Below are 18,300 nucleotides of genomic sequence, written 5' to 3' on the forward strand. Positions count from 1 at the left end.
TAGAAACACCTTTAGCTAAAGTGGTTGTACTCGCAAATGTGTGACGTGCTAGGTGATTAATTCACGGTAAAGCAAGCAAAAACAGAACACAGAAGTTTGATAGGTAATACGTTTAGGATAAGGCGATTTTCCTTGTTTTGCAGTAAAGTGAAAACTAGAAACTAAGCTGAATTACGCACCTTTTCCGTTACCAGATCGTTAACCGGTTAGTTACCGAATACGGATAGGTAACAGGAAGCAGAACAAGGAAGTATAGTTCGGGTTTTTATTCTCTGATTCACAGTATTTTGCATACCAAAGAGCACTTATATAACAGGTAACTTTGCAGTCGTTAAGACGACTGCAATAAACCACAAAAAATATAAGTGAAATGAAACAAGAAAAATTCAAGGTGTTGCTTTACCTTAAAAAAAGCTCCCCCGACAAGTCGGGCAAGACCCCCATCATGGGGCGTATCACTGTGGGCAGATCACTGTCGCAGTTTAGTTGCAAACTCTCTTGCACGCCATCGTTGTGGAATCCACGGGAAAGCCGTCTGAACGGCAAGAGCCGTGAGGCAGTGGCAACCAACGCCAAGTTGGATAAGCTGTTACTTGCCGTCAATGGGGCTTATGATTCTCTTTTGGAAAAGAAACTACCGTTCAATGCCGAAGCCGTAAAGGATTTATTACAGGGAAGTGTCGACACTCAAATGACCCTGTTAAAACTCTTTGACCGCCTTACGAATGAACTGAAAGCTCGTGTAGGTATTGATCGTGCGGCAGGTACTGTTCCCACGTATACCTATACCCGCCGAGCCTTAGTCGAATTTATCAAAAAGAACTTCAATGCTTCCGATTTGGCATTTGGACAACTCAACGAACAATTTATCCGAGAGTTTCAAGAATTTGTATTGATAGATAAGGGGTTGGCAATGGATACACTGCGCCATTATCTTGCTCTGCTGAAAAAAGTTTGCAAGATCGCTTATAAAGAAGGTCATTCTGAAAAGTGTCATTTCGTTCATTACAAACTCCCCAAGCAAAAAGAGACTACCCCAAAAGCATTAAACAGAGAAGATTTTGAGAAGATACGAGACTTTGAGATTTCCGAAAAACGAGTTTCTCATGTTATCACCCGAGATCTATTTCTCTTTGCTTGCTATACGGGTACATCGTATGCCGATACGGTTTCCATCACACAGGAGAATATCTTTACAGACGAAGAGGGCAACTTGTGGCTGAAATACCGCCGAAAGAAAAATGAGCTATTGGCACGGGTTAAGCTGTTGCCCGAAGCCTTGGTTCTGATAGAAAAGTATAAAGATGAGTTTCGGGAAACCCTGTTTCCGAAACAACTCTATGCTACCTTACGATCCAATATGAAAGGCATACGGATTATGGCAAATTTATCGCAAGACCTTGTCTACCACGCCGGAAGGCACTCGTTCGCCAGTTTGGTCACGCTCGAAGAGGGTGTACCCATTGAAACTATCAGTAGAATGTTGGGGCACAATAATATAACTACTACTCAAATCTATGCCCGTGTTACTCCGAAAAAGCTCTTCGAGGATATGGATAAGTATATCGAAGCAACCAAAGATTTGAAGCTGGTTTTATAAAATTACGATTAAACAGAATAAGAAATTAAAACAAAAAATAATGAGAAGTACATTTACCATACTATTCTACATCAACCGCAATAAAGTAAAAGCGGACGGCACGACAGCGGTTCTATGCCGTATCACCATTGACGGCAAGCAAACCGTTCTTTCATCGGGTATCTATTGCAATCCCGAGAGTTGGAACGCCAAGAAAGGAGCAATCAGCAATGAGCGGGACAATAGTCGCCTAGCTGAATTTCGGGCGAAATTGGAACAAACTTACGAAACAATTCTCAAAAAGACAGGAGTTGTGAGTTCGGAATTGCTCAAGAATACAATAGTCGGAGTAAATGCTGTTCCGACCATGCTGTTACAGGCAGGAGAAGCAGAGCGGGAACGCTTACGAATACGTTCTATTGAGATAAACTCGACGTCTACTTTTCGAGGCTCAAAGACCACCCAAGCTAACTTACGTGATTTTATTCTCTCAAGAGGCAAAGATGATATGGCGTTCACGGACATAACCGAGGAGTTCGGTGAATCGTTCAAGCTGTTCCTCAGACGAGATTTAGGGTATAGTTCGAACCATATCAACCACTGCCTGTGCTGGCTCAACCGACTTATCTACATTTCCGTTGACCAAGAAATCTTAAGAGCCAACCCGATGGAAGATGTTGCATACGAAAAGAAAGATCCGCCTAGACTAAAATACATAGGACGCAATGACTTGAAACGGATTATGGAAACCCCAATGCACAGTAGAATGATGGAATTGGTACGCAGAATGTTTATTTTCTCCTCTTTCAGCGGATTAGCATACGTGGATATGCAACGGCTTTATCCCCGTCATATCGAAAAGACAGCCGAAGGACGATTGTATATTCGTAAAAGACGAGTAAAAACAGATGTGGAAGCATTTATTCCGCTACATCCGATAGCCGAGCAGATTCTTAGACTTTATAATACAGAAGATGATGCTACACCCGTTTTTCCCATACCCAAAAATCGGGATGTGATATGGAATGACATCAACCAAATAGGCGTTGTTGTCGGATTGAAAGAGGGTCTTTCCTACCATCAAAGTCGCCATTCGTTCGGAACGCTCTTACTTTCAGCGGGTATTTCCATTGAAAGTATTGCCAAAATGATGGGACACGCCAATATCTCCACAACGCAAGGTTACGCCAAAGTAACGGACGATAAAATTTCTAAGGATATGGACAAATTGATGGAGCGAAGAAAAACAATGCAAAATAACGCAACAAAAACCGTACAATAATGAAAAGAGAATTAATCACAATAAGCGACAGCGGAGCGGTAGCCGTTCCGAACAACGTCAAAATGAACATTTGTGAGATCGCCGAACTGTTCGGAGTATATTACCAATCGACAAAACGGACTATTCGAGCGATTGAAAAAACAGGTGTTACCGATGGCGACTATTCGATGAGCTGCACAGTCGAGGGAGTGAAAGTATATCCCGAATACTATGGTTTGGATATGGTTATGGCCGTTGCGTTTCGAGTGCAGTCGGCAAAGGCGGAGATATTCAGACAGTGGATAGTAAATAAGGTGGGTAGGCATGGTATAACGACAACGCTTGTTTTGCCATTACAGAATGCTATACTGAACTGATAAGTTTACTTTTAAGTGGTCAAATTCGCCCACTTAAAAAAGCAATAAACATAATGAATACCAATATTTTCAACTAATTTTGTGAAATCAATCCTTGACCCTTCGAAAATAAGGGGCTAAATAAATCGTAAGGACTATGGCAAAAAAGACATCTATTATCATAAACAATGCTGAAATCAGCTTGATAACTAAAGATAAGGAAGATTATATCTCTCTTACAGATATGGCAAAGTTCAAAAATGCGGAAGCCACGGGTTTAGTTATTTCGCATTGGATGAGTACACGATATACTATTGAGTACATGGGAATCTGGGAACGTCTCAATAACCCCGATTTTAATGTAACGGAATTCAGTAACATTAAAAATGGAAGCGGCGGAAACGGATTTGTTTTATCATCGAAACAATGGATTGAGAAAACAAATGCAATCGGCATTATTGCCAAACCAGGACGGTACGGAGGTGGAACTTTTGCTCATAAAGATATTGCCTTTGAATTTGGCACTTGGTTAAGTGCAGAATTTAAGTTCTATCTTGTTAAAGAGTTCCAACGCCTCAAAGAGCAGGAACAGCAGCAACTCGGTTGGTCGGCGAAGCGAGAACTGTCCAAAATCAACTACCATATCCACACCGATGCGGTTAAGCACAATCTTATTCCCGATGAGTTGACACCGCAACAAATATCAATTGTGTATGCTAATGAAGCCGATGTGTTGAACGTGGCAATGTTCGGTGTGACTGCCAAGCAGTGGCGGGAGTCTAACCCCGATTTGAAAGGTAATATTCGAGACTATGCAACCATAAACGAGCTGATTTGCTTGTCGAACATGGAGAATATCAACGCTGTATTTATCAATGAGGGGATGGTTCAAAAAGAAAGGTTGCTAAAATTGAATCAGATAGCAATCCAACAAATGCGGGTATTGCAGAATGTTGAGAATCGTAAATTATTGAAATAAAGATAAATAGCATACAAGGCTAAATAGGCTTCGGATCAATACTGAAGCCTATTTAGTTTATTGCAGGTGAAAATAGAGTAAAATCCTTTTCTTTTTCATTCGGACACAAATTTCAACGGCGAGAACAAAACGGCAACACCAAGCCCTGCGGGTTTTTCGGACAATCTTCCTCTTTCCCTACGGGCGAGCGTATTCTCCTCAAAAGTATTGCCTTATTTATTCTTCGCCAGTAGAGGGGTGTTTACCGATTGAAAAAGAAAAAATAATCAGTACGGAGGTTGTGGTGCGAGTTCTGTCTGTTGGATTATCAGCTACTCAAATGCCTTGTTGTAGTTGGTATCGAGTAATTTCTGAATATCAGATTCCTGATACAGTGTTTTACCGCCAAGTTGGATGTACGGGATTTTTCCTGTGCTTCGGTACTCCTGTAAAGTCCTGCGGCTCACTTTAAGTCGTTCTGATACTTCGGCATCTGTCAAGAAACGCTCACCTTTCAGTGTGGGGCGGTGCTTGGTAATCACGCTCTCTACTTTGTCGAGCATTCGGTCGAGTGACTGAAAGAATCGTTTAACCTTCTCATTGTCCTTAGTAATAATTTCACTTCTCATTTTTCTTTAATTTTAAATTGGTTATGACTTTTTCTACATCTTCGGGTTTATAGAATACCTTGTGGTTGATTTGAGTATAAGCCAGCGTCCCATTGTCCCGATAGGTTTGCAAAGTTCTTTTGCTGACGTTCAGAATCTGGCACACCTCCTGATTGTCGAGCCACTTTTGTAGGCTCTTGTCTTGACCCTCACACAGGGTTTCTACTCGCTGCGTGAACGCTTCAAAGCGGCTCATCATTGCTTCCCATGTTTGGGCTTCTACATTTACAATTTGGCTTACGCCGAACGTTGTTTCCATGTTCTTTATTTTTATGGTTTATAATTTTCTTTCGATGCTCAAATATTGTGAAAGCCGAGAGCAATCCAAGCTTGCTTGAAGATTGCCGAGGCGCATCCAATATTCTGTAAATATATATACAAAAAATACGCTAAACAGCAAACAGCAAAGGGGTGGCAGCATTTGGCTGCGGTTGTCCGGGGTCGAGGAGAATATTTTTTCATTTTCGGTAATTTTTTCGCTGGAAAGAAGTATTTTATGAAATAAAAACAGCCTCCGAAAATAAATTCAAAGGCTGTTCATTTTGCGAATAGTTCATCACTCCCGTATAAACTTTCGGAACTCTTCGTTTTTGATGGAATCGTAGGGAGCATTCCCCTCCGCCTGCTCAAAGGCTAAGAGGATACGTTCCTGTGCACGTGGCATATTCGTGATAATATCTTGTAGTAAAACGGTGTCGCTTAGTTTGAACGCTGTTTTTACGGCAGATTCCGTTTTCTCCTCATTGACGGATTTACCAGCAATTAAATGCCCCAATTTTTCAAGTTCCTCATAGCATATTCCCGAATCCCCCTGATCCATCTGCCTTGCTCTTGAAATGGCTGCAATAAAGTTTTTCTGTGTCAATTCTTCAAGTAGTTCTTTATTTACCAGCGAACGGGCAACCTTTACACGCAGCTCATAAGTACGCCCCTCCATGTAACGTTTAGCTTCTGTAAACTTCTGAGAAAACCAATAGATAACTTTTTTAATGGCTTTTTCTATTTGCCCCAAAGTAGCATCGTAGACTCGTTCCAACAATCGCCAGTGCATTTCCCCGAACGCCTTGCGAAGCGGTGCGCTCAGGAGCATACCTGCCCAAAACCATAGGCTTACCAATACATAGAATTTTATAAACGCTTCCATTATTCTGTTGGGTTCATGTTGTTATTCTGATAGATCGTATCAATATCTTCCTTGAATGTTTCCAAGTGGTTCAGTATAATATTTTCTACATAGCTGCTGATGGTGGCTTTCGATTCGTCCATCAGGTGAACGATCCGCATCAATCGTCGATGGGTGGTAGCCGTGATGTAGAGTGGTTTTCGGTGCGTGAAGTCTATACGATTGAAGAACACACCTTGATAGTCGCCGCAGGTTTTTCGTTTTCGTTTCTCCGCAGGTTTGGTGGTGGCAATAGAATTCATAGGTGATTCTTCATATTTAAGCACAGCCTCTGCGGGTATCGAGGCTGGCTCTACTACATTTGCCACCACCTTTACCTCTGCGACAGATTTACCCTCTTCGTTATTTGGTCTGTCTTTCTCTTTCGACTTTTCAGCCGGCACACCCTGATGCACTTTCGATAGTAATTCTTTGTATTTATTTTCTGCTGACATTATGATTCAGGTGTAAGGTGAATAATTTCCAATATTTCATCGACCAACAAATCCAGATTGCTGCCCTTGAGTAAATTTTTGTCGGCGGGGAATATGGTTGATAGGAACACCGCATCGCTACCCTCAATGGACTGCTCCTTATCGTAGCGGACAGATTGTGGTATAGCTGTTTTCAATAGTGGCAACTCAAATTGCCTAACTATTTCCTCGTAATACTCCAACCACTCTTTTTTGATCCGCCCATCCACCCGATTCCAAAATAGGTGAATGGCTTTCAGGTTCAGATCCTTATGTTCTGTCAAGAGTTCATGGACAGGAATGATAAACGAGAGCGTACTTTCCGTTGCCATGCGGGAGGGCAACATCGGCACAAAAACGTAGTCCATCGCCATAAAAGTAGAAATTACACCTTCGTTGTTAATTGTTCCAGGCAGGTCGAAAAATACTACATCGTAGGCGGTAGGTTCATTCGCTAAAAACTCACGAGCCTTGTCGATACCCTCTTCGGGTTTGGCACAGACAATCGGGTAAGTCTGTTTGCCAAGTGTGTCGAACAGGGCAATGGCTTTGGATTGATAATACAAGTTGGTTTCCAATTGTCGAATCTCACGCTTACGCATCTCGTAAACGCTGCATTGCGGATAGTCGCAGTCGATCACGGCAACGTTTAGCCCCTTGAGGTAATGCAGGTAGCTCGCCACCAGTACGGTAAATGTACTTTTGCCCACGCCACCTTTTTGGGTGGAGAAGGCGATAAATAACGGTTCTTTTTTCATTTTGTTTTCAATTTTTAGAATGATACATATTGATAGTTGTAAGTTTATAAGTTTTTAAAACTTTACGCTTTTATTGAAAGTTGGGTAGCTAACTGTCAGTTTTTCGATTTATCAAACCGTCAACTTTTACATTTATCATGAAAATTTTCAAATTATCTTGTTTACAAATGACCAAATCACCAAGTTGTCAAGTTTGATAATTTCCAAGTTCTCAAAACTTAAAAGCAACTTTCAAAACTGCAATTCCGAAAAACGACAGATTTTCCAATTTTATCGACAAATTGAAAATTACCGATTTTTCTTCTTGCAAGATTTGCAAATTATACACTTTTCAATCTTTCAAGTGCGAATATATAACATTCTATTTATCAATGGATAGTGTCGGATTCTACTGCAATGGTATGCTTTATTTTGCAGCAATATTTTTCAGAACGAGAGCCTTTTTTGATGGGTTTAGATGTTCGCCCGAATTTTTACTTGTTGAAAATGCTTTGACTGATTATTTGATTTTTCAGGTCGGCAAATTGGAGTAGTCCGCACCGATTATTTTCCCCGCAAAAAGCAATGTGAAGCAGGATTAAGCACAAGCAACCGACTGATGTAGGATATTGAATATCAGTCGAAAATTGTGTTTTCTTCGTGGTCTGAATCACTAAAAATATCAGATCCATGAACGAAGAAAAAAGAGTATTGACGGCTTCTAAGTTGAGCCGTATGGTTGAAAACAATTTTCCTTTTAACGTTTTCAAGTCTCAAAAAAGCGAATCGCTGCCGCATTCGTTTTTTTTCGATAGTATTCGTAGCAAGGTAATCGCACGGGTTACCCGAAAATCGCTACGCACATTTTCGGACAACCTTCGTGCATACCTTGCCCTTGCAGGGGGCTGTGACCACGCAGAAGATAAATCCTGTACCCTAAGGATTTATCATCCGCTTCAAAACACGCTCCCGATGGTCGCCTGTTCTGAGGTCACCGGGCAGCCTACGGATTTTGCTCCCGGCGGTCGCAAAAAGTCCGGGCTGCAGGCGCAGACTCCACTTCATCTCCCGGTGGTCGCTTGCGTTACATCCCGCTCAGATGCAAAAATGTATTTGATGGTTTTCCATACTCTTAAAAGAAACAGTTATGGAAAATAAAGATAAACCAGATGGCGAAACTCTTCGCGGACGTCCCAAGAAGGAGAAAGAGAAATTATCCTGCTCTATTAATCTCAAACTGAGCGAAAAGGATTTTAAGTCCGTGAAAGAGAAAGCCGGAAAGCTGGGTATGAAAGCTACACAGTATGCACGGGGAATGGTACTTAAGGGAAGTGTTAAACTACGCTTCTCTCTGGAAGATTTGGATTTGATGCGTAAACTCTCGGGGATGGCTAATAACCTGAACCAGATAGCCAGGCAAGCCAATAAATCAGGCCTTATCAATACGGCTATGGAGGTAATAAGTATAACTACCAGAATCAAAAAACTACTGGATGATCGCTAAAAACATAAAAGGAAAGTCTTTTAAGGGGTGTGTTCAATATGTGATGAATGAAACGGCTGAACTATTGGAAGCAGAGGGAGTCTGGGCTGATAATGCCAAAGATATGATCCGCAGTTTTGCTATGCAGCGATCAGGTAGGAAAGAAATAAAGCAGCCTGTAGGGCATATTCCTATATCGTTTGCACCGGAGGATAAAGAGCGGATGACCAATGATTTTATGGTACAACTAGCTAAAGAATATATGCAGGAAATGGGAATTAAAGACACACAATATATCATTGTTCGTCATCATAATGCAGACAATGAACATTTACATATTGTGTATAACCGCATTAACAATGACTTAAAACTGATATCTGTCAATAACGATTATAAGCGGAATATCAAGACCTGTAAGAAGCTAAAGGATAAATACAACCTGACTTATGGTAAAGGAAAAGATCAGGTTAAAAGAGAGAAACTCAATGATCCGGATAAGGTGAAGTATTATATCTATGATGCTATAAAAGCTGTTTTATCGGATTGTAAGAATCCTGCAGACCTGCGGTTTTCGCTTAAGAAGTTCGGGGTTAAGCTTGAATATAAGTACAAACGGACAACGAATGAGATTGAGGGTGTATCATTTCGGTATAATAATATTGCTTTTAAAGGTTCGCAAATTGACCGGAAATTTAGCTTCGGGAATCTAAAAAAGGTATTTGAGGAGAATATTAGATTACTACAAGAACAGGCGAAAAGGGAGCAAAAGCAACAAGAAATACAAGCTCGAAAAGGACAATCCCAAACGGAAAATAAACCGAAGGGACACTCTATTGGGGGAGTAGAATTAACACCACAGCAGTGGCAAATTCTGGAAGAGGGTGGTTTTATTTATCTGGAAGGGATAAAAAAGAAGGATAGTACTGGAAATTTTTCTTCCTATGTATTCCTCAATAATGAAAAGGACAAAGCTTTTTCATCTAAGGAGAATCCTGACGGTTTTGTCAAATATGGGAAATATGAAATGCGGATTCGGGATAAAATGCTTATAGAAGCAGGCCACGTCACTAAAGCTAAAGTCAAGTGGTGGGGAGGCCATGATTTTGCATATCCGTATCTCTGGAAAGAGAATAAAAGGGATAAAAAGTATATAGAATCATGGAATGACCCGAGAATATCGAAAGTGAATAAGGAAAATAAAAGCCAAAAACAAAGTCAACAGTCGGATAAAAGAAAACTGGGGCCCAAATTAGGATGAGTTTATACAAAAGACAAAATAGATATAGTATAGTCTACAGTAAATACAAGACTCAGCAAAAAGTCTATTCTACTGAAAATTTAAAAATTGTTTCACTCTCATATTTTCCTTTAGGACGAAGTATTGGGGAGGGCCAATTCTCTTTGTTTGGCGAATCGGGATATTTCTGAGTCTCAAGACAAACAGATGCTCGTTGTTGATAGATAATTCTTTTTTTACCGACGATTGTACTATCTAAAAAATTACCAGTATACAATTGAATACCAGGTTCTGTAGTATATACATCTAATATAATGCCAGTTTCTTTAGATTTTAATGTCGCTGCAATTTTTGAAATATCGCCACCTGTATTTAAAACCCAATTATGGTCATATCCATTTCCATTCTTTAATTGTTGATTCTCGTTATTTATTCTCTTACCGATAGCCATCGGTTTTCTGAAATCGAAAGGTGTTCCTTCAACTGTAACGATTTCTCCGGTAGTTATGAAAGTAGAATCAATAGGGGTATAGTTATCTGCATTGAGAGTTAGCAGCCAATCCGTATTTTTAATATTAGGATTCCCATCCAAATTAAAATACGAATGATTTGTCATATTAACAATTGTAGGTTTATCTGCAGTAGCACTATATTTGATCGCGATAGTATTATCCTCAGTTAGTGTAAATAAAACATCACAAGACATATTTCCGGGAAAACCTTGTTCCCCATCTATAGCCAAATAGCTTAGTTTGAGAATTCTGTTGTCTATCAAGACTGCATCGTATACTACATATTGAAACCCTTTGCTACCACCGTGCAAACAATGTCCAAAATTATTAGTTGACAATTGATATTTTACATTATCAAGTTCGAACAGCCCCTTGCTTATACGGTTGGCATACCGTCCGATAGAGGCTCCAAAATCGCTCGGTGTATTGATGTAATCTTGAATCGAATCAAATCCCAAAACGACATCTTTCATTTGTCCATTTTTATCAGGAACCATGATAGAGACAATTCGTCCTCCAAAATTGGTAATGCAAACTTCCATCCCTTTTTTATTGGATAAAACAAATAAGTAAGTCTGCTTGCCATCGACCTCTGTTCTAAAATTCGTTTTGCTTAAACCTGATAAAGTTATATCCTGTTTTTGACTCACTTTTCTAGCACAAGCTGTTATAAGTAATATTGCGATAATAAAAAAAGAAGCTATTTTCTTCATTTCAGTCTTTATTTTAACTCATTTTTATGTACTCCCACATTGGTTATAATTACAGGCTTTATAAACCCTTTATTATCAAACTGCATCTCCTCAATGCAAGTCTCTCTGCAATATCCTTCTTCTCTATCCAAAGGGTGGCGATGATAAAAGATATACCATTTATTTGATTTCGGTTCATGAACAACAGAATGATGTCCTGCACCAGTTGCTATCTTTGGATTCTGTTGTAATATCTTTCCTATTCTTTCAAATGGACCAAAAGGGTTATCGGAAATGGCATAAGCCACACAATAGTCAGGTCCAACCCAATCACCCTCTGACCACATGAAGTAGTACTTACCATTGCGAATAAACATAAACGGTCCTTCTATATAACCGTCAGGTGTAACTTCTTTAAATATAGAACCATCAGATAGGGCTACAAAGTCGGTAAAGTCATCATTAAACTTTGCCACATTGCAGTGCCTCCAGCCTCCATAATACAGATAATATGACCCATCACTGTCCTTAAATACGAATTGATCGATGGGTTGCGCCCCATTATGAAACTTATCTATCAGAGGTTTACTTAAATAGTCCTTGAAAGGACCTTCGGGCTTGTCGGCTACGGCAATACCTATACCGCCATATTCATTATCGTTTTGGATGTCATTCCCCCCAAACAGCAAATAATAACGTCCGTCCTTCTCGAATGCCGCAGGAGCCCACATGGCTCTCCATATCCATTTGACAGAAATAGTGTCTAAAACTTGGCTATGCTTTGTCCAGTTCACCAAGTCGGGGGATGAAAAAGCATCGAGATATACCTGATCGGTATAGGTTGCACCGGAATAGGTTGGATATACCCAATACTTGTCGTCATAAATCACGGCTTCGGGATCGGCATACCAACCCCTAAAAATAGGATTGCCTGTAATATCCGATGAGCTGATTTTGTACATATCGCTCAAATCGGATTCGAACAATATATTAGGTTCCTTAGAAAACAGGAGAAAATCTTTTTCGGCAGGATGACCTTTGGTCGGAGTATAAAAATGGTACTCCATATCATTTGCGTTTCGCCATACCATAACGTAGGCAAGCTTCACCTTTCGTAAAACAGGTAGTAGCTTAGTGGTATACCACTTAGGATCTTTGACACCCTCCAAACCAGTTTCGGTAAATGCAGCCACCTTATTTTTAGAGATAGCAATATCCGATACTATTCTGAGTTTGTACTCTGCCAATGTAGGATTGTTTGCTCCATCGGGTCTGAAGTCCCAATAATTGTCCACTCCTAAAATATCCACATATTCATCGCCGGGATAATAATCAAGATATTCGCTTGCTGTTGTATACCTGCAATCGGGCGAAAAAGCATAAAGAAAATTGTGTACACCTGAATCATCTTTGAGGTAATCAATCGTAAATTGCCACAAAGAGATATATTCTTCCTTGGTGCAATGTCCCTTTCCCCACCAAAACCACTCACCGTCGAATTCGTGAAAAGGGCGGAAAATAATAGGGATCAACTCTCCGTTATCATTCACAAACTGAGATGAAACCTCAGCCACAGTTTTCAGATATCGTTTATAGGTTTCATGCAGACTACCACCGGGCAATATATCAGATACAGCTTTTACAGGGTTCTTTTCCCAATAAAAACTACCATCATTGGCAGGGTTCCGCATATGCCACGAAAAAGTAATTATCCCGCCTCTTCTATAAGTATTTTTCACCTCTTCTACGAGCTGCTGAGTTTGTCGTGTCCTTAGCTCCTTATCGTCCTGTCGGGTAATGCTCTCAAGGTCTAAACCAATCATTGCCGGATGTGTACCCGTGATATCTTTCACATCACTCCGATCAGTCTCCCCCGACCAACTGCGCCCATAAAGAGTGGCATCCTGCTGACCAAAAATGATTCCCCCTTCATTTTGTATTTTCAACAAATTAAAATAAAGAGCTTTAGTCCCGGCAGTCACTTTCTTATCTACCGTTATTATGTCCTTGTCGGATTGAGCTATCCCTGCAATAGTGTATAGAGATAGAGTAATGTAAAGACAGATTTTCTTCATCAGGCTTGGTTTATAGTTTCAGACTTTTTTTAATCAAGGTTCTTCTTATTTCCTAAAATTCTCTATTCTGTGGAAAGTCAGAAAGTTAGCATCATGATAATTATTGGCACCGCCGTCCTTGTCATCATAGGCTGTACGAGATACGAATATAATATCATTTCCGTCAAATACCCAATCGATGTACTGAAAGCCGTGCTTATCACTATCGGGATGGAATAAAAGAGATTTGCAGGCAGACCAATTTTTCAGATCGGGAGAAGAAATCAGAGATAGATGGTTTCTCACAGCATGCGGATTTTTGTCCTTATATGCCGACAGCACATCATTCACTATAGCCCAATATTTTTTCGATTTGTCATCGTAGCGTATTGTAAACTTTTTCGACCCACCGGGCATTGTATAAAAATCTTGAGGACTGAAAGAAACATTTGAACTGTCGGATACTTTAACAATTGCAATCTTCTCTTCTCCTGCTTCATGCTGATTCACTCGCAAAACATCCACTACCTCATTTTCGGGACTAACCACGACATTACCCTCAAGCCAAGCAGCAAAGCGCCCTTCGAGATAATCTGCATTATATCCCAAATGGTTTGATCTGATCCAATTTTTGGCGTTGAGCAAATCCGAGTCGATTGGAGCTGAAACAATCATTGCACTGTACCGTTTGCCCCATTCGGTAGTTTTGGCAGTAGCATACTCTACAGCCCTCCATACACGTCCCTTGTGAAACACGACCGGCACGGGGGCAGTATGATATTCGCCTTCCAGAATCAAGCCATTCTGTCCGTCATAAGGTATTGTCCATGTATGTCCTCCATCTACCGACTTTCTTATAATCAGGTTACCATGATGCTTGTTAGTTCCCATGATATATAAGTCCTTATTCACAAGAAAGAGGTTTGACCAAAATTGCCCATGCACCCGGGCAATACTGTCCCAGGTCAATCCCTTGTCTTGGGATCGATAGATGTATGTATTAGCCGATTCGAACTCTCTCGATTTAGGACCAAACTCGTCATGCGAAACAATATAATCCCCATCAGGCATAATGCAAATGCTGGGTGAACCTATATATTTTTGCGTTTGGGATGAAACATGTTTAATTACTATTCCAGGAGGGTTATCAGAATCCTGAGCCTTCACCATAGAGGCAAGCACAAGAGCTACTACGATAAATAAAATCCTTTTCATTATATATAAAATAAGGTTTAATTAGAACTAAAATTTTCTATCATTTCCATGCACATACGTCCGTTATGATAAGGGCACTTCCAGAAACCGGCTTTATCATCTTTCCTGTTGATTGCCCCATCTCCAAGCCGACTCCAATACCACTCTCCGTTTTCTCTATCAATCAGGTTTTCTTTTATATATTCCCAGACATCAACAGCTTTCTGTTTATAACTAGCATTTCCCGACAATTTATAAGCATACATATAGCCCACAATAGCTTCGGCTTGTACCCACCAATGACGTTCATAATCGGTATGATCTCCATTTTTTTCGTAAATCAGACTACCATCTGTCTGTATACCTTCTGATGCGGCATCTGCCACCTTCAACGAAAGTATTTTTATTTCATCCAACAGAGGTTTATCCGCTAACAGCTCTGCGGCTTCGTATAACAACCACGCAGCTTCGATATCATGTCCGTAGGAAATAGCTGTAGATTTCACCCGCCAATCTTCATCAAAGAATAGATTCAGATGATATGTATTGTAGTCGAGTATCTGACGCATAAATATTTCTATCAACTCCCTTTGAGCAGCTTGCAACTGAGGATTCTTCCAAATACGGCACAAGTTAGTGTAGGGTTCTAATATATGCAGATGGGTATTCATTGTCTTTTTCTCGTTAGCATCTTTTTCACTCAAACGCATATCGTCGATCGCTTGCCATTCGCGAGTGAAAGCCTCGAAATATCCTCCTCGGTTTTTGTCTTTAGTTTTTTCTATCAGGTAGAAAAATTCTTTTGCCAGCTCCAAAGCATTTTCATCGCCAACAGCCCTATAGTATTCTGAGAAGCCATATAATGCAAACCCTTGCGCATAAGTCTGTTTCTTTGTATTTACAGGATTACCCTCACAGTCCAGCTCCCAATATACTCCGCCATACTCCTTGTCTATGAAATAGATTTGTATATAATCGAAAGCTCGTTTAGCAATCGTCAAATACTGTGGGGCACGAAAGAGACGGTATGCAGCAGAAAAAGTCCATAGTATACGACAATTCAGGATAGCTCCTTTGTTTGCATTTTTGTGCAAAATATCGTTCCCATCTATGCAACCATAGAATCCGCCATGTGTATTGTCCTGCATCTTATCAACCCAAAATGACAGTATATTATTTGTTAGTTCGTTTCTGAATCCTTCCATCTTCGAATATTTTTAAAACTGTCCTTCTCTCTTTTTATTCAATTCGGTCGTTATTTCTTCAAGCTTCTTCTCTGTCAGTGGATAGAAGTAAATGAATACAACCGACAATACCGTACCTACCGCAGGCAAAAAGCTGAGGAACATCTTTATGCCGTTTATGGTCTCGGCACTTTGCGCCTGATTTGCCTGAAATCCGAAATAACCCAAGAGCCATCCAGTCAGCGCTGTACCTAGCGCCCACCCTAGTTTCTGGCTCATAGATGATGAACTAAATATAAGACCTGTGGCCCGGTTCCCAGTTTTTAGTTCCGAATAGTCGGCACAATCGGCATACATAGACCACAACAGCGGGAAAATACTTCCTGCACATATGCTTATAAGTACTTGCAGCGTAAAGATCAAAACCAGACTATCTTTACCCAACCAATAGAAAACGATACTAAGTACGGTGGCTATTAGCATCGCCCCCATGTAGGTGTACCTCTTCCCGATACGGTTACTTACAGGCGCAGCTAGGATTACCCCGATTATATTGGCTGCCTGCCCTAAAGCCAGATATAAGCCACTGAGCACAAAAGGAATATTTAAAAGACTGATTGTTCCAAAGTTTTCTTCGTCGATAAAGTATTTGAAATAATAGATTGTAGCACCATCCCTGATAGAGTTGAATATCAGTGCCGAAACCCCTGCCCCCAACAATATCCACCAAGGTTTATTCCTGAATAGATCACGCAAATCATCTTTCAGAGGTGTTTGTGCCTCTTTCATCGGTTTTACTCTTTCTTTTGTAAAGGCAAAGCAAAAGAAGAAAAGGATCGCACAGGCTATTGCGATTATCACCACAGCCATCAGCCAGCCATATTGCTGGTCTGAAATGATTTTACTGCCATTACTGAAATAATTGACCATCGGCATAAACAACAGTAAAGTAACAAAGCTGCCGATATAGGCAAACACCATACGGAAAGTAGAAAGTACATTCCTTTCTTTGGGGTTGGAGCTTATAACACCAAGTAAAGAGGCATAAGGCACATTGATAGCCGAATAAACCATCATCATCAACGAATAGGCTACGTAAGCATATACAATCTTACCGGTGGTGCCAAATTCGGGTGTATAGAATGTGAATATCCCGATGACGGCAAAGGGAATAGCCAGAAAAAGGATAAATGGACGGAACTTGCCCCACTTGGTTTCTGTGCGGTCTGCAATGACGCCGATGATGGGGTCGAAAATTGAATCCCAGATGCGGGTGACAAGGAACATTGTTCCTACAACCTTAGCTTCCATACCGAATACATCGGTATAGAAGAACATCAGGTACATGCCGAATAGTTTCCAGAACATAGATGAGGCTGCATCGCCAAATCCATAGCCTATTTTTTCTTTTAGTCTTACTTTATCTGTATTTATCATGGATTGTCTGTGGTTAGGAGTTATTTAGACTCCAAATTATTCTTTATGATTTTAGTTAGAGATTGCACCGATGTTGCCGAGCGATATCCATCGGCAGGTGTATTCAAACAATAATCCAATAGGCGGTCTATTGACGAAACAGCCACATGCATGCGTGTATCGCTCGATGCATAATAGATATACACTGTGCCATCCTCGTTGGTAATCCATCCATTCGTAAACAATACGTTAGATACATCGCCGATACGTTCTTCACCCATAGGAGCCATTAAATGACCTGCCGGTTCAGCAATCAATTTATCGGGTTGCTCCAGATCGGTCAGGTAAAGGTATAACACATAACGCAACCCGGCAGCACAACTGCGAACACCGTGTGCCAGGTGCAACCAGCCTTTAGGTGTTTTTATCGGGTGTGGACCTTCACCGTTTTTCAATTCCTTTATGGTATGATAGTAACGGTGATTGATTATCCTTTCCTCTTTAACAACCGCATTTGTTATATCATCAATCAATGCCCAACCGATGCCTCCACCACTGCCGGTGTCGATAAATCCATCCTGAGGACGGGTGTATAAAGCATACTTGCCATTCACAAACTCGGGGTGTAATACAACATTGCGTTGCTGACTTTTTGTTTTAAGGTCGGGAAGTCGCTCCCATGTTTTAAGATCTTTGGTGCGAACAATACCCGCAGCAGCAACAGCCGATGACAGGTCTCCTGCTGCAGCATTGGGATCTTTACGTTCCGAACAGAATACTCCGTAAACCCATCCATCCTCGTGAGCCGTCAGGCGCATATCATAAACATTGATATCCGAGTCTTCTGTTTCAGGAAGCGTTATCGGATAATCCCAAAATCTGAAATTATCTATCCCGTTAGGGCTTTAAGCTATGGCAAAGAACGATTTACGGTCGTTGCCTTCAACCCGTACTACAAGCAGATATCTGTCCTTCCATTTAATAGCTCCGGCATTGAATGTCCCGTTAATCCCGAAACGTTCCATAAAATAAGGATTACTTTCGGAAGACATATCGTAACGCCAGCAGACGGGCGTGTGCTCGGCTGTGATTACAGGATAAGTATAACGTTCGTAAATGCCATTACCCGGCAATACAGCCTTGTTCTTTCTGCTTATTAATTTTTCGTATTCTGCCGTAACAGATTGTAAGCGTTTGTTAAATAGTTCGGTCATTGCTTCTTTTTTTATAATTATTTCGTTAGATAATCTATCCCATTACCCTTTATGCAACGGGATAGAATACAAATATCTGATTACACACTATTTACACTATAAATGGAGCTTATCGAAATA

17 protein-coding genes and 2 pseudogenes are annotated in these 18,300 nt (G+C 40.6%); 7 read left to right on the top strand and 12 right to left on the bottom strand.

Annotated elements, in window-relative coordinates:
* The first annotated feature begins 370 nt into the window (after positions 1 to 370).
* From PKC55_RS14120 to PKC55_RS14135, 4 genes are all read left to right on the top strand, one after another.
* Entirely contained in the window at positions 371 to 1,600 is a 1,230-nt protein-coding gene (locus PKC55_RS14120) for a site-specific integrase (protein ID WP_291125695.1), read from the top strand.
* A 40-nt stretch (positions 1,601 to 1,640) separates the two neighbouring features.
* Positions 1,641 to 2,861 carry a site-specific integrase gene (locus PKC55_RS14125; protein WP_291125698.1) on the top strand — a complete coding sequence of 407 codons (1,221 nt, stop codon included), beginning with the start codon at positions 1,641 to 1,643 and terminating at the stop codon, positions 2,859 to 2,861.
* Positions 2,861 to 3,217, top strand: a complete 357-nt coding sequence (locus tag PKC55_RS14130) for a virulence RhuM family protein (RefSeq protein WP_291125699.1) — start codon at positions 2,861 to 2,863, stop codon at positions 3,215 to 3,217. The genes PKC55_RS14125 and PKC55_RS14130 overlap by 1 nt, the downstream gene beginning before the upstream one ends.
* Positions 3,218 to 3,353: 136 nt before the next feature.
* Positions 3,354 to 4,175, top strand: a complete 822-nt coding sequence (locus PKC55_RS14135; protein ID WP_291125701.1) for a KilA-N domain-containing protein — start codon at positions 3,354 to 3,356, stop codon at positions 4,173 to 4,175.
* Positions 4,176 to 4,486: 311 nt separating this feature from the next.
* Here PKC55_RS14135 and PKC55_RS14140 read toward each other — a convergent pair whose 3' ends face one another.
* The 5 genes from PKC55_RS14140 to PKC55_RS14160 form a co-directional block, all read right to left on the bottom strand.
* Positions 4,487 to 4,783 carry a helix-turn-helix domain-containing protein gene (locus PKC55_RS14140; RefSeq protein WP_291125703.1) on the bottom strand — a complete coding sequence of 99 codons (297 nt, stop codon included), beginning with the start codon at positions 4,781 to 4,783 and terminating at the stop codon, positions 4,487 to 4,489.
* Complete coding sequence (locus PKC55_RS14145; RefSeq protein WP_291125705.1) at positions 4,773 to 5,081, bottom strand: helix-turn-helix domain-containing protein; 309 nt, start codon at positions 5,079 to 5,081, stop codon at positions 4,773 to 4,775. The genes PKC55_RS14140 and PKC55_RS14145 overlap by 11 nt, the downstream gene beginning before the upstream one ends.
* Positions 5,082 to 5,378: 297 nt before the next feature.
* Positions 5,379 to 5,966, bottom strand: coding sequence for a hypothetical protein (locus PKC55_RS14150; RefSeq protein ID WP_291125707.1), 588 nt, complete (start codon positions 5,964 to 5,966; stop codon positions 5,379 to 5,381).
* Positions 5,966 to 6,439, bottom strand: coding sequence for a DUF3408 domain-containing protein (locus PKC55_RS14155; protein WP_291125710.1), 474 nt, complete (start codon positions 6,437 to 6,439; stop codon positions 5,966 to 5,968). The genes PKC55_RS14150 and PKC55_RS14155 overlap by 1 nt, the downstream gene beginning before the upstream one ends.
* Complete coding sequence (locus PKC55_RS14160) at positions 6,439 to 7,215, bottom strand: ParA family protein (protein ID WP_291125713.1); 777 nt, start codon at positions 7,213 to 7,215, stop codon at positions 6,439 to 6,441. Before PKC55_RS14160 ends, PKC55_RS14155 begins: the two co-directional genes overlap by 1 nt.
* A 669-nt stretch (positions 7,216 to 7,884) precedes the next feature.
* On the opposite strand from PKC55_RS14160, the gene PKC55_RS14165 reads away from it, so the two are divergent.
* Genes PKC55_RS14165 through PKC55_RS14175 form a run of 3 tightly spaced genes read left to right on the top strand, consistent with a single transcriptional unit; the run spans position 7,885 to position 9,935 of the window.
* Positions 7,885 to 8,352, top strand: a complete 468-nt coding sequence (locus PKC55_RS14165; protein ID WP_291125716.1) for a hypothetical protein — start codon at positions 7,885 to 7,887, stop codon at positions 8,350 to 8,352.
* Entirely contained in the window at positions 8,342 to 8,698 is a 357-nt protein-coding gene (locus PKC55_RS14170; protein WP_291125718.1) for a MobC family plasmid mobilization relaxosome protein, read from the top strand. The genes PKC55_RS14165 and PKC55_RS14170 overlap by 11 nt, the downstream gene beginning before the upstream one ends.
* Entirely contained in the window at positions 8,688 to 9,935 is a 1,248-nt protein-coding gene (locus PKC55_RS14175) for a relaxase/mobilization nuclease domain-containing protein (protein ID WP_291125721.1), read from the top strand. The genes PKC55_RS14170 and PKC55_RS14175 overlap by 11 nt, the downstream gene beginning before the upstream one ends.
* 64 nt (positions 9,936 to 9,999) lie before the next feature.
* Here the strand turns inward: PKC55_RS14175 and PKC55_RS14180 are convergent, their stop codons facing one another.
* The 7 genes and pseudogenes from PKC55_RS14180 to PKC55_RS14210 all read right to left on the bottom strand — a co-directional run bounded on the left by PKC55_RS14180 (position 10,000) and on the right by PKC55_RS14210 (position 18,180).
* Positions 10,000 to 11,139, bottom strand: a complete 1,140-nt coding sequence (locus PKC55_RS14180; protein WP_291125724.1) for an aldose epimerase family protein — start codon at positions 11,137 to 11,139, stop codon at positions 10,000 to 10,002.
* A gap of 8 nt (positions 11,140 to 11,147) precedes the next feature.
* Complete coding sequence (locus PKC55_RS14185) at positions 11,148 to 12,080, bottom strand: glycoside hydrolase family 43 protein (protein WP_291125866.1); 933 nt, start codon at positions 12,078 to 12,080, stop codon at positions 11,148 to 11,150.
* Between the two features lie 315 nt (positions 12,081 to 12,395).
* Positions 12,396 to 13,193: pseudogene (locus tag PKC55_RS14190) on the bottom strand (glycoside hydrolase family 26 protein); the annotation flags it as partial.
* Between the two features lie 45 nt (positions 13,194 to 13,238).
* The gene (locus tag PKC55_RS14195; RefSeq protein ID WP_291125727.1) at positions 13,239 to 14,387 is read right to left on the bottom strand and encodes a sialidase family protein; all 1,149 of its coding nucleotides are present in this window, start codon (positions 14,385 to 14,387) and stop codon (positions 13,239 to 13,241) included.
* Positions 14,388 to 14,404: 17 nt separating this feature from the next.
* On the bottom strand, positions 14,405 to 15,571 hold the full coding sequence (locus PKC55_RS14200; RefSeq protein WP_291125730.1) for an AGE family epimerase/isomerase: 1,167 nt from the start codon (positions 15,569 to 15,571) through the stop codon (positions 14,405 to 14,407).
* A gap of 12 nt (positions 15,572 to 15,583) precedes the next feature.
* A complete protein-coding gene (locus PKC55_RS14205; RefSeq protein ID WP_291125733.1) occupies positions 15,584 to 16,987 on the bottom strand; it encodes an MFS transporter in 1,404 nt (467 codons plus the stop codon).
* Positions 16,988 to 17,007: 20 nt separating this feature from the next.
* Positions 17,008 to 18,180: pseudogene (locus tag PKC55_RS14210) on the bottom strand (glycoside hydrolase family 130 protein).
* Positions 18,181 to 18,300: the final 120 nt, after the last annotated feature.

The sequence above is a fragment of the Dysgonomonas sp. genome, from assembly GCF_035323175.1.
Taxonomy (GTDB): domain Bacteria; phylum Bacteroidota; class Bacteroidia; order Bacteroidales; family Dysgonomonadaceae; genus Dysgonomonas.

What these genes read in the sequence shown, in the direction of transcription:
- PKC55_RS14120 (WP_291125695.1), top strand. Translation starts at nt 371, where the DNA reads ATGAAACAAGAAAAATTCAAGGTGTTGCTTTACCTTAAAAAAAGCTCC.
- PKC55_RS14125 (WP_291125698.1), top strand. Translation starts at nt 1,641, where the DNA reads ATGAGAAGTACATTTACCATACTATTCTACATCAACCGCAATAAAGTA.
- PKC55_RS14130 (WP_291125699.1), top strand. Translation starts at nt 2,861, where the DNA reads ATGAAAAGAGAATTAATCACAATAAGCGACAGCGGAGCGGTAGCCGTT.
- PKC55_RS14135 (WP_291125701.1), top strand. Translation starts at nt 3,354, where the DNA reads ATGGCAAAAAAGACATCTATTATCATAAACAATGCTGAAATCAGCTTG.
- PKC55_RS14140 (WP_291125703.1), bottom strand. Translation starts at nt 4,783, where the DNA reads ATGAGAAGTGAAATTATTACTAAGGACAATGAGAAGGTTAAACGATTC.
- PKC55_RS14145 (WP_291125705.1), bottom strand. Translation starts at nt 5,081, where the DNA reads ATGGAAACAACGTTCGGCGTAAGCCAAATTGTAAATGTAGAAGCCCAA.
- PKC55_RS14150 (WP_291125707.1), bottom strand. Translation starts at nt 5,966, where the DNA reads ATGGAAGCGTTTATAAAATTCTATGTATTGGTAAGCCTATGGTTTTGG.
- PKC55_RS14155 (WP_291125710.1), bottom strand. Translation starts at nt 6,439, where the DNA reads ATGTCAGCAGAAAATAAATACAAAGAATTACTATCGAAAGTGCATCAG.
- PKC55_RS14160 (WP_291125713.1), bottom strand. Translation starts at nt 7,215, where the DNA reads ATGAAAAAAGAACCGTTATTTATCGCCTTCTCCACCCAAAAAGGTGGC.
- PKC55_RS14165 (WP_291125716.1), top strand. Translation starts at nt 7,885, where the DNA reads ATGAACGAAGAAAAAAGAGTATTGACGGCTTCTAAGTTGAGCCGTATG.
- PKC55_RS14170 (WP_291125718.1), top strand. Translation starts at nt 8,342, where the DNA reads ATGGAAAATAAAGATAAACCAGATGGCGAAACTCTTCGCGGACGTCCC.
- PKC55_RS14175 (WP_291125721.1), top strand. Translation starts at nt 8,688, where the DNA reads ATGATCGCTAAAAACATAAAAGGAAAGTCTTTTAAGGGGTGTGTTCAA.
- PKC55_RS14180 (WP_291125724.1), bottom strand. Translation starts at nt 11,139, where the DNA reads ATGAAGAAAATAGCTTCTTTTTTTATTATCGCAATATTACTTATAACA.
- PKC55_RS14185 (WP_291125866.1), bottom strand. Translation starts at nt 12,080, where the DNA reads ATGTACAAAATCAGCTCATCGGATATTACAGGCAATCCTATTTTTAGG.
- PKC55_RS14195 (WP_291125727.1), bottom strand. Translation starts at nt 14,387, where the DNA reads ATGAAAAGGATTTTATTTATCGTAGTAGCTCTTGTGCTTGCCTCTATG.
- PKC55_RS14200 (WP_291125730.1), bottom strand. Translation starts at nt 15,571, where the DNA reads ATGGAAGGATTCAGAAACGAACTAACAAATAATATACTGTCATTTTGG.
- PKC55_RS14205 (WP_291125733.1), bottom strand. Translation starts at nt 16,987, where the DNA reads ATGATAAATACAGATAAAGTAAGACTAAAAGAAAAAATAGGCTATGGA.